The sequence below is a fragment of the Streptomyces sp. NPDC060194 genome (assembly GCF_042728285.1).
Taxonomy (GTDB): domain Bacteria; phylum Actinomycetota; class Actinomycetes; order Streptomycetales; family Streptomycetaceae; genus Streptomyces.
Genome location: NZ_JBHWZH010000063.1, coordinates 23564 through 34350, shown reverse-complemented (window position 1 = coordinate 34350; position 10787 = coordinate 23564). Strand labels below are relative to the sequence as shown.

Here is a 10787-nt window from a genome sequence, read left to right as displayed (position 1 = left end):
GTCCGGCGGGACCCGCCGGACACCCCCCGGGGTCAGCTGACCTTCTTCGCGTTCTCGATCGCCTTGGCCAGGTCCTCGAGGATCGGCGCGCACTTGTCGTAGGAGTAGATCGGCTCGGTCACGCGGGGGATGACCTGGCCGGCCTTGACCGCGGGCAGCTTGGCCCAGGTCGGCTTCGCCTTCTTCAGGTCGGCGTTCTGGAGCGTGCCCGTGCGGTTGTCGAGCATGATGATGTCCGCGTCGTAGGTGTCGACGTTCTCCCAGCTCAGGTTCTCGAACCAGCCGCCGCTCGCCGCGAGCGCCTTCTTCGGCGGCTCGACGATGTTCACGCCGAGCTCCTTGAAGTACTCCAGGTCCGCGGAGAGGTTCACGCCGGAGACGTAGAAGATGTCGGCCGAGCCGGAGCCGATCAGGACCTTGATCTCCGGGCGGGACTTCGCGGCGGCGCGCAGCTTGGCCGCGGCGTCCTCGAAGCGCTTCTTCGCGGCGGTGATCTTCGCGTCGTCCAGGTCCGCGCCGAGGGACTTCGCCAGCTCGGCCATGCGGGCCAGCGGCTTCGGCAGCGGGGTGTCGTAGACGCTGATGCCGACGGCCGTGTTCGGGACCAGCTTCATGATGCTGTCCGCCGACTCCTCCGGGACGTACCAGAAGGTGCCCTTGTCGTCGAACATGGTGCTGATCAGGGCGTCGGGGCGAAGCGCGGCGAACTTCTCGACGTTGAACTCGCCCCAGACGTTGCCGAGGACCTCGACCTTGGAGACGTCCATGTCGCCGGCCTGGACGTCGGCCTTGCCGTCCTTGGTCTTCGTCGGGCCGAAGACGCCCTTGACCTCGACCCCGTAGTCGTGGAGCGCGGCGGCGACGCCGGTGAAGGCGACGATGTTCGCGGGGACCTTGCCGGCCTTCGCGGTCTTGCCGCGGTCGTCCTCGAACTCCCAGGGGCCGTCGTTCTTCGCGGCGGCGGTCGTGCCCGCCCCGTCGACCTTCTTGCCGTCGCCCTTGTCCCCGCCGCAGGCCACGACGACGGCCCCGAGGCCGAAGGCGCCGCCGGCGGTGAGTATGCGGCGACGGGTGAGGGGGGCAGCGGTGGGCTTAGGCATGGCACGGCCTTCTGAGGGTCGGAGCGTGGAGTCGAACGTAGGTTAGCCTAACCTCACGCACCCGCCAAGCGTGTCCCGGGTCACCTCCCGGGCGGCGGGAGCGCCCGCCCGACCGCTCAGAGCCCCGCCGCGTCCAGCAGGTACGCCGTCATCGGCTCGTAGGACCGCGGGTCGAGGACGTGGTCGTCGAGGGGGACGGTGACCTGCATCGTTCCCTCGGCCTCGCCGAGGAAGAGCGCGGGGTCGTTGCAGTCGGCGTAGCCGACGGAGTCGATGCCGCGCTGCCCCGCGCAGCCCGCCCAGCCGTGGTCGGCGATGACGAGGTCGGGCAGCGGCTCGCCGGCCGCCTCGATCGCGTCGAGGACGACGGTCATGGGGTGGGGGGAGTGGGTGTGCCACAGGGACGCGCCGCGCTCGAAGACGGCGACGTCGGCGAACTGGACGACGAAGCCCTCGTCGGCGGTGAGGCCGTCGGCGATGCGGACGATGTCGCAGCCGGCCGCCCGCAGCGCGGAGGCGGTGCGGCTGTGGACGTCGAGGAGCGCACCCGGGTGCCCGGTCGCCACCAGCACCCGCTGCCGGGACTCCGCCGCCTTGCGCAGCCGGTCCGCCGCCCGGTGCAGCCCGTCGATGGTGAGGTCGACGTCGATGGTGTCCTGCCCGAACCGGTGCTCGGGGTCGTCGACGACCCCGCACCGCTCGGCCATCACGGCGAGGACGTCCTGCTCGTCCGTCCACCGGTCGCCGAGCTCCAGGCCGAGCCAGTAGTGCCGGTCGCCGTTGGCGAGCTTGCGGTAGTGGGAGAGGTTGTTGTCGCGCGGCGTCGCGACGTTCCCCGCGATGCGCGTGCGGACGAGGTGCGCGGCGAGCTCGGCACGGCTGGGGATCCCGGATATCGGCATGAGCCCATTGTGCCGCGCCCGGGCGGCGGGCGTCCCGGCGTCCCGCGGCGCGGACGGACGCGGGCCGGCGCCCCCGTGGTCAGGCGGCCGCGGAGAACGCGCCGCGGGCGAGGCGGTGCAGGAGGCCGGCCATGTCCTCGCGGCCCGGGAGGGAGGCGGGGCGGGAGAGGCGGGGGGTGGAGTTGAGGAGCCCGAAGACGGCGTGGACGGCCGCCCGGGCGGCGGGTTCGGTGAGCTCGGGGTGGGTCTCGCGGACGGCGGTGACCCACAGCTCGACGTACTCGCGCTGCAGGCGGCGCACCCGGCGCCGGTCGGCCTCGCGCAGGCGGTCCAGCTCGCGGTCGTGCAGGGTGATCAGCGGGCGGTCGTCGAGCGCGAAGTCGATGTGCCCGTCGATGAGCGCTTCCAGGGCCGCCAGGGGGGTGTCCGCGTCGGCGACGCGCTTGCGGCCGCCCTCCAGGAGGCGTTCGCTGATGCCGACGAGGAGCTCCGCGAGCATCGCGTCCTTGCCGGGGAAGTGCCGGTAGAGGCCGGGGCCGCTGATGCCGACGGCGGCGCCTATCTCGTCGACGCCGACGCCGTGGAAGCCGCGTTCGGCGAAGAGGCGGGCCGCCTCGCGGAGGATCTGCTCGCGGCGGGTGGGGGCGTCGGTTCTGCTGCTCATGGGTCGATTGTAGACAGCACGGTTAGCGGTCGTTAACCTGAACGGCATACGTTAACGCTCACTAACCCCAGGGCGCTGACGGCCGTGCGATCCGAGCAAAGGAGCTCGCGTGACAGGGCACGAACCGCAGGCACCGGTCCTCGACCCGCCCGCCGACCCCTCGTCCGGGGCCTGGCGGGCCAACGAGGCCGCGCACCGGGAGTTGGCCGACGAGCTGCGCGCCAGGCTGGCCAGGGTCCGGCTCGGCGGCGGCGAGAAGGCCCGCGCCCGGCACACCGCGCGCGGCAAGCTGCTGCCCCGCGACCGGGTCGACACCCTCCTGGACCCCGGCTCCCCCTTCCTGGAGCTGGCCCCGCTGGCCGCGGAGGGCATGTACGACGGTGCCGCCCCGGCGGCCGGGGTGATCGCCGGAATCGGCCGGGTCAGCGGCCGCGAGTGCGTGATCGTCGCCAACGACGCCACGGTCAAGGGCGGCACCTACTACCCGATGACCGTCAAGAAGCACCTGCGCGCCCAGGAGGTCGCGCTGGAGAACCGGCTGCCGTGCCTGTACCTGGTCGACTCCGGCGGCGCGTTCCTGCCGATGCAGGACGAGGTCTTCCCCGACCGGGACCACTTCGGCCGGATCTTCTACCACCAGGCCCGGCTCTCCGCCGCCGGCGTCCCGCAGATCGCCGCCGTCCTCGGCTCGTGCACGGCCGGCGGGGCGTACGTCCCGGCGATGAGCGACGAGGCGGTCATCGTCCGCGGCCAGGGCACGATCTTCCTCGGCGGCCCGCCGCTGGTGAAGGCGGCGACCGGCGAGGTCGTCACGGCGGAGGAGCTCGGCGGCGGCGAGGTCCACTCCCGGGTCTCCGGCGTCACCGACCACCTCGCCGAGGACGACGCGCACGCCCTGCGCATCGTCCGCAACATCGTCGCCACCCTCCCCGACCGCGGCCCGCTGCCCTGGACCGTCCGGCCGGTGGAGGAGCCGAAGGCCGACCCGTACGGGCTCCGCGGCGCCGTGCCCGTCGACCCGCGGACGCCGTACGACGCGCGGGAGATCATCGCGCGGCTCGTGGACGGCTCGCGGTTCGCGGAGTTCAAGGCCGAGTTCGGCACCACCCTTGTCACCGGCTTCGCGCACCTGCACGGCCACCCGGTGGGGATCGTCGCGAACAACGGCATCCTGTTCGCCGAGTCCGCCCAGAAGGGCGCGCACTTCATCGAGCTGTGCGACCAGCGCGGCATCCCGCTGCTGTTCCTGCAGAACATCTCCGGCTTCATGGTCGGCCGCGACTACGAGGCCGGGGGCATCGCCAAGCACGGCGCGAAGATGGTCACCGCCGTCGCCTGCGCCCGCGTCCCGAAGCTGACCGTGGTGGTCGGCGGCTCCTACGGGGCGGGGAACTACTCGATGTGCGGCCGGGCGTACTCGCCCCGCTTCCTGTGGATGTGGCCGAACGCCAAGATCAGCGTGATGGGCGGCGAGCAGGCCGCCTCCGTCCTCGCCACCGTCAAGCGGGACCAGATGGAGGCGGCGGGCGAGACCTGGGCGGCGGAGGACGAGGAGGCGTTCAAGGACCCGATCCGCGCCCGGTACGCCGAGCAGGGCAGCGCGTACTACGCCACCGCCCGGCTCTGGGACGACGGCGTGATCGACCCCCTGGAGACCCGGCAGGTCCTCGGCCTCGCCCTGACCGCCTGCGCCAACGCACCGCTGGCCGAACCGCGCTTCGGCGTCTTCCGGATGTGACGAGGATGGCAACCGACGTGGGGAACGAGAGCATGTTCGAGACCGTCCTGATCGCCAACCGCGGCGAGATCGCCGTCCGCGTCGTGCGCACCCTGCGCGCGCTCGGCGTGCGCTCCGTCGCCGTCTTCACCGACGCGGACGCCGGGGCCCGGCACGTCCGCGATGCCGACACCGCGGTGCGGATCGGCAGCTACCTGTCGGTGGACGACCTCCTGGACGCGGCCCGCCGCACGGGCGCGCAGGCCGTCCACCCGGGGTACGGGTTCCTGGCCGAGAACGCGGAGTTCGCCGCCGCGTGCGAGCGGGCGGGGCTGGTCTTCGTCGGCCCGCCGTCCGCGGCGATCGCGCTGATGGGCGACAAGATCCGGGCCAAGGAGACGGTGGGTGCGGCCGGGGTGCCGGTCGTGCCCGGCGTCTCCGGCGAAGGCCTGGAGGCGGCCGCCCGCGAGCTGGGCATGCCCGTCCTGATCAAGCCGTCCGCGGGCGGCGGCGGCAAGGGCATGCGCCTGGTCCGCGACGCCGACCGGCTCCCCGACGAGCTGGCCGCCGCCCGCCGCGAGGCGACGGCGTCGTTCGGCGACGACACCCTGCTCGTCGAGCGGTGGATCGACAGCCCCCGCCACATCGAGGTCCAGGTCCTCGCCGACGGGCACGGCGGGGTGGTCCACCTCGGCGAGCGCGAGTGCTCGCTCCAGCGCCGCCACCAGAAGCTGATCGAGGAGGCCCCCTCCGTCCTCCTCGACGAGGAGACCCGGGCGGCGATGGGCGAGGCGGCCGTCCAGGCGGCCCGCTCCTGCGGGTACGCGGGCGCGGGGACGGTGGAGTTCATCGTGCCGGGCGTCGCCCACGACGGGCCGCTGCCGTACTACTTCATGGAGATGAACACCCGCCTCCAGGTGGAGCACCCGGTCACCGAGCTGGTCACCGGCCTCGACCTGGTCGAGTGGCAGCTGCGGATCGCCGCCGGGGCGCGGCTCCCGTACGGGCAGGAGGGCGTCCGGCTCAACGGCCACGCGATCGAGGCGCGCGTCTGCGCCGAGACCGTCTCCGTGCGGGAGGGCGCGCGCGGGTTCCTGCCGTCCGGCGGCACGGTCCACGTGCTGCGGGAGCCCTCCGGCGACGGCGTCCGCACCGACTCCGGCCTCAGCGAGGGCACGGAGGTCGGCAGCGCGTACGACCCGATGCTCGCGAAGGTCATCGCGTACGGGCCGGACCGGGCGACCGCGATCCGGCGGCTGCGGGCGGCCCTGGCGGGCACGGTCACGCTCGGCGTGCCGACCAACGCCGGGTTCCTGCGGCGGCTGCTCGGTCATCCGGCCGTGCTGGCCGGGGAGTTGGACACCGGCCTCGTCGAGCGCGAGATGGACGCGCTGGTGCCGGTCGAGGTGCCGCCGGAGGTGTACGAGGCGGCCGCGGCGGTCCGGGAGGCGCGGCTGCGGCCCGCGGGGTCCGCGAACGGCTGGACGGACCCGTTCTCCGTGCCGAGCGGCTGGCGGCTGGGCGGGACTCCCGCGCCGCTGACGCACTGGCTGCGTGTCGCGGGACATGAACCCGTGACCCACGTGTCCGCAGGGGCCGCCGCCCACCGCGTCACCCCCGACCGCGTGACCGTCGTCCTCGACGGGACCGCCCACACCTTCGACCACGCCGGGGACTGGCTCGGGCGCGACGGCGACTCCTGGCAGGTGCTCACCCACGACCCCGTCGAGGCCTCGCTCACCGGCCGCGCGCACGCCGGCGCGGACGCGCTCGCCGCGCCGATGCCGGGGACGGTGACGGTGGTCAAGGTGGCCGTCGGGGACGAGGTCGAGGCGGGACAGGGGCTGCTCGTCGTGGAGGCGATGAAGATGGAGCACCTGATCTCCGCGCCGCACGCGGGCGTGGTCGCCGAGCTGGACGTCCGCCCCGGCACGACCGTGGCGATGGACCAGGTCCTCGCGGTCGTCGCCCCGCACGCCCCGGCTCCGGAGGGATCCGCATGAGCCACCCCGACCTCCCCCAGCGCGTGCCCGCCGACGGGCTGCCCTCGCGGGTCCGTGTCCACGAAGTCGGGCCCCGGGACGGGCTCCAGAACGAGGCGGGGACCGTACCGACCGCCGTGAAGGCCGAGTTCGTCCAGCGGCTGGCCGCCGCCGGGCTCGGCACGGTCGAGGCGACCAGTTTCGTCCGCCCCGAGTGGGTGCCCCAACTCGCGGACGCCGAGGACCTGTTTCCGCTCCTCGGCGACCTCGCCGCCTCAGGTGTCCGGCTGCCCGTCCTCGTCCCCAACGCGCGCGGTCTGGAGCGCGCGCTCGCGCTCGGGGCGCGGGAGATCGCCGTGTTCGGCAGCGCGACGGAGACGTTCGCGCGGCGCAACCTCAACCGGACGGTGGACGAGTCGCTCGCGATGTTCGCACCGGTCGTCGAGCGGGCGCGCAACTCCGGTGCCGGAGTGCGCGGTTACCTCTCGATGTGCTTCGGCGACCCATGGGAGGGCGCGGTCCCGGTCGAGCGGGTCGTGGACGTCGCCCGCCGGCTGTACGCCCTCGGCTGCGACGAGTTGAGCCTCGGCGACACCATCGGCACCGCCACCCCCGGCCACGTCCGCGCCCTGCTCACCGCGCTGAACGAGGCCGGCGTGCCCACCGGCGCGCTCGCCGTCCACTTCCACGACACCTACGGCCAGGCGCTCTCCAACACCCTCGCCGCGCTCCAGCACGGCGTGACCACCGTCGACGCGTCCGCCGGCGGGCTCGGCGGCTGCCCGTACGCGAAGTCCGCGACCGGGAACCTCGCCACCGAGGACCTGGTCTGGATGCTGCACGGCCTCGGCGTCGAGACCGGCGTCGACCTCGGCGAGCTCACCGCCACCAGCGTGTGGCTCGCCGGCCACCTGGGCCGACCCAGCCCCTCCCGCACCGTCCGCGCCCTCTCCCACCAGGAGTGACCGACTCATGAGCCACAGCCTCACCCCCGAGCACGAGGAACTCCGCCGCACGGTCGAGGAGTTCGCCCACGACGTCGTCGCCCCCAAGATCGGCGACTACTGGGAGCGGCACGAGTTCCCCTACGAGATCGTCCGCGAGATGGGCCGCATGGGCCTGTTCGGGCTGCCCTTCCCCGAGGAGTACGGCGGCATGGGCGGCGACTACCTCGCCCTCGGCCTCGTCCTGGAGGAGCTCGCCCGCGTCGACTCCTCCGTCGCGATCACCCTGGAGGCCGGCGTCTCGCTCGGCGCGATGCCGATCCACCACTACGGCACGGAGGAGCAGAAGCGGGCCTGGCTCCCGGCGCTGTGCTCCGGCGAGGCGCTCGGCGGGTTCGGGCTCACCGAGCCCGACTGCGGGTCCGACGCGGGGGGCACCCGCACGACGGCGGTCCGTGACGGGGACGAGTGGGTCATCAACGGCACCAAGTGCTTCATCACCAACTCCGGGACCGACATCACCGCGCTGGTCACCGTCACCGCGGTCACCGGGCGCAAGGACGACGGCTCGCCGCTCATCTCCTCCATCATCGTGCCGTCCGGCACGCCCGGCTTCACCGTCGCCGCGCCCTACTCCAAGGTCGGCTGGAACGCGTCCGACACCCGCGAGCTGTCCTTCTCCGACGTGCGCGTCCCCGCGTCGAACCTCCTCGGTGAGGAGGGGCGCGGGTACGCCCAGTTCCTGCGCATCCTCGACGAGGGCCGCGTCGCCATCGCCGCCCTCGCCACCGGCCTGGCCCAGGGCTGCGTCGACGAGTCCGTCCGCTACGCGCGCGAACGCCACCAGTTCGGCCGGCCCATCGGCGCGAACCAGGCGATCGCCTTCAAGCTCGCCGACATGGAGACGCGTGCGTACACCGCGCGGCTCGCCTGGCGCGATGCGGCCTCGCGCCTCGTCTCCGGGGCACCCTTCAAGAAGGAGGCCGCGATCGCCAAGCTGCACTCCTCCACCGTCGCGGTCGACAACGCGCGTGAGGCCACGCAGATCCATGGTGCGTACGGGTTCATGAACGAGTACCCGGTCGCCCGCATGTGGCGGGACTCCAAGATCCTGGAGATCGGCGAGGGCACCAGCGAGGTGCAGCGCATGATCATCGCCCGCGAGATGGGCGTCTGACCCCCTGCGGGGGCGGGCCCACCGGGGCTCCGCCCCGGCCCCCGTCCGGCCTGCGGCCGGGTGCGCGGCTTCGCCGCGGGAGGCCGACCGGGGTGCGGGGTGCGGTCGCTTGCGCTGGGCACGTGGGGCTGTGCCCACCCTTCCCCGAGCTCTCGGCTTCGCTCGAGCAGGGGATACCCCACTCGCCCTGCGGCACGATTGCCCACAGCGGGGTGGGCGCGCGTCACAAGGCAGCCGCGCTGGCGCGCAGGGGCCGAAAAATCCAGCCCGGCCGGCGTTTGAGGCCGCCGGGCGGAGCCCGGTACTCCGCCGGTAGGCGGGACAGCGCCCGCTCAGGGACTTGGGGAAGGGGTGGGTGGGGGGAAAAATCGCGCGGAGCGCGGGGGAGGGGGCCGCGGGGTCAGAGCGCGGGTGGGGCCGGGGTGGGGTCGAGGTAGACGCGGGCGATGGCCGGGTTGCGTGCGCGCAGGCGCGCCGCGGCCACCTCGCAGGCGCGTTCGACGTCCGCCGCGGTGGAGAGGTCGCGGAAGTCGACCTTCGCGGCGACGAGCACCTCGCGGGGCCCCTGCACCAGCGTGGTGAGCTCGAGGACCGCCTCGACGTCCGGGACGGACAGCAGGATCGCACGGACCTCCGCCCGGAGGGCCGCCGGCAGCGGCCGCCCCACGAGCAGCGACGCGTTCGACCGCCCGAGCACGTACGCCACCCACACCAGCAGCAGCCCGATGCAGATCGAGGCGATCCCGTCCCACACCCCCGACCCCGTCAACTGCCCCCCGAGCAGCCCGCCCGCGGCCAGCAGCAGGCCGGCGAGCGCCGCGGAGTCCTCCAGGACGACCGCCTTGACCGCCGTGTCGGGCGTCCGCCGCAGGTAGTGCCCCGGCCCGACGCCCCACCGCGCCGCCTCCCCCCGCACCTGCTTGAGCCCCGTCCGCAGCGAGAACCCCTCCAGGAGGAACGCGACGGCGAGCACGACGTACGAGACGAGCGGGTCGCCCAGCTCCTCGCCGTGGGTGAGCGTGTGCACCCCGTCGTAGACCGAGAAGACCGCGCCCCCGACGAACGTCGCGACCGCCGCGAACAGCGCCCAGATGTACCGCTCGGGCCCGTACCCGAGCGGATGCTCCTCGTCGGCGGGCTTCTCGCTGCGCTTGAGCGCGGTGAGCAGCAGCAGCTCGGTGACGGTGTCGGCGACCGAGTGCGCCGCCTCCGACAGCATCGCGCTGGACCCGCTGATCACCCCCGCGACCGCCTTCGCCACCGCGATCCCGAGGTTCGCCCCCGCCGCGACGAGCACGGTGAACGTGCTCTCGCCCTGCTGGTCGCCGCCCCGCCGGTCCCCCCGGGGCTCCACTCCCTGCTCGCTCATGCGAACGACCGTACGCCCGCCCCGCTCACCGCGGCGCCCGCACCACGCCCTCCTGCACCACGGAGATGGCGAGCCGCCCGTCGCGGGTGTGGATGCGGGCCTGCCCGAGCCCCCGCCCGCCGGACGCGGACGGCGACTCCTGGTCGTAGAGCAGCCACTCGTCGGCCCGGAACGGCCGGTGGAACCACATCGCGTGGTCGAGCGACGCCCCGACGACGTCGCCGGTGGTCCACCCGCCGCGCCCGTGGGCGATCAGGACGGAGTCGAGCAGCGTCATGTCGGAGATGTACGTGGCGAGGACGACGTGCATCAGCGGGGTGTCGGCCGCCCCGTCGAGCTTGCCGTGGGTGCGGAACCAGACCTGCGAGCGCGGCTCGCGCGGGGTGCCGGGGGTGGCGTACGGCGGTGCGGTGACGTACCGCAGGTCGACCGCGGCGCGCACGGCGAGCAGCCGCTCGGCGACGCGGGGGTGGACGAACCCGGCGGCGTACCGGGGCAGCATCTCCGCGGCCGTGGGCAGCGTCTCGGGGTCGGGCGCGGACGGCATCGCGGCCTGGTGGTCGAAGCCGTCCTCGTGGGCCTGGAACGACGCCGTGAGGTGGAAGATCGGCCGGCCGTGCTGGACGGCCTCGACCCGGCGGGTGGTGAACGAGCGGCCGTCGCGGATCATGTCGACCCGGTAGACGATCGGCGCGCCGGGGTCGCCGGGGCGCAGGAAGTACGCGTGCAGCGAGTGCGGGGGCCGGTCCTCGGGGACGGTGCGGCCCGCGGCGACCAGCGCCTGGGCCGCGACCTGCCCGCCGAAGACCCGCGGGACCACGCCCCGGCGGGAGCGGCCACGGAAGATGCCCTGCTCGATCCGCTCCAGGTCGAGCAGATCGAGCAGGGCCTCAAGTGCCGTCGTCATGAACGGACTTCTCAGGAGACGGGCC

9 protein-coding genes are annotated in these 10787 nt (G+C 73.8%); 4 read left to right on the top strand and 5 right to left on the bottom strand.

The window, feature by feature from the left end:
• Positions 1–32: 32 nt before the first annotated feature.
• The 3 genes from ACFWEG_RS16170 to ACFWEG_RS16160 all read right to left on the bottom strand — a co-directional run bounded on the left by ACFWEG_RS16170 (position 33) and on the right by ACFWEG_RS16160 (position 2666).
• The gene (locus ACFWEG_RS16170; RefSeq protein ID WP_387215041.1) at positions 33–1100 is read right to left on the bottom strand and encodes an ABC transporter substrate-binding protein; all 1068 of its coding nucleotides are present in this window, start codon (positions 1098–1100) and stop codon (positions 33–35) included.
• Positions 1101–1216: 116 nt separating this feature from the next.
• Complete coding sequence (locus ACFWEG_RS16165; RefSeq protein WP_387215038.1) at positions 1217–2002, bottom strand: phosphatase; 786 nt, start codon at positions 2000–2002, stop codon at positions 1217–1219.
• 79 nt (positions 2003–2081) lie between these two features.
• On the bottom strand, positions 2082–2666 hold the full coding sequence (locus ACFWEG_RS16160; protein WP_387215035.1) for a TetR/AcrR family transcriptional regulator: 585 nt from the start codon (positions 2664–2666) through the stop codon (positions 2082–2084).
• Positions 2667–2775: 109 nt separating this feature from the next.
• On the opposite strand from ACFWEG_RS16160, the gene ACFWEG_RS16155 reads away from it, so the two are divergent.
• Genes ACFWEG_RS16155 through ACFWEG_RS16140 form a run of 4 tightly spaced genes read left to right on the top strand, consistent with a single transcriptional unit; the run spans position 2776 to position 8486 of the window.
• A complete protein-coding gene (locus ACFWEG_RS16155; protein ID WP_387215033.1) occupies positions 2776–4404 on the top strand; it encodes a carboxyl transferase domain-containing protein in 1629 nt (542 codons plus the stop codon).
• A 32-nt stretch (positions 4405–4436) separates the two neighbouring features.
• A complete protein-coding gene (locus ACFWEG_RS16150; protein WP_387215050.1) occupies positions 4437–6386 on the top strand; it encodes a biotin carboxylase N-terminal domain-containing protein in 1950 nt (649 codons plus the stop codon).
• On the top strand, positions 6383–7330 hold the full coding sequence (locus tag ACFWEG_RS16145; protein ID WP_387215030.1) for a hydroxymethylglutaryl-CoA lyase: 948 nt from the start codon (positions 6383–6385) through the stop codon (positions 7328–7330). Before ACFWEG_RS16150 ends, ACFWEG_RS16145 begins: the two co-directional genes overlap by 4 nt.
• A gap of 7 nt (positions 7331–7337) precedes the next feature.
• Positions 7338–8486: an acyl-CoA dehydrogenase family protein gene (locus ACFWEG_RS16140; RefSeq protein ID WP_387215027.1), complete on the top strand. Its 1149-nt coding sequence runs from the start codon at positions 7338–7340 to the stop codon at positions 8484–8486.
• Between the two features lie 400 nt (positions 8487–8886).
• Here ACFWEG_RS16140 and ACFWEG_RS16135 read toward each other — a convergent pair whose 3' ends face one another.
• Positions 8887–9855, bottom strand: coding sequence for a cation diffusion facilitator family transporter (locus ACFWEG_RS16135; RefSeq protein ID WP_387215024.1), 969 nt, complete (start codon positions 9853–9855; stop codon positions 8887–8889).
• A 25-nt stretch (positions 9856–9880) separates the two neighbouring features.
• Positions 9881–10762, bottom strand: coding sequence for an acyl-CoA thioesterase (locus ACFWEG_RS16130; protein ID WP_387215021.1), 882 nt, complete (start codon positions 10760–10762; stop codon positions 9881–9883).
• Between the last annotated feature and the right edge of the window lie 25 nt (positions 10763–10787).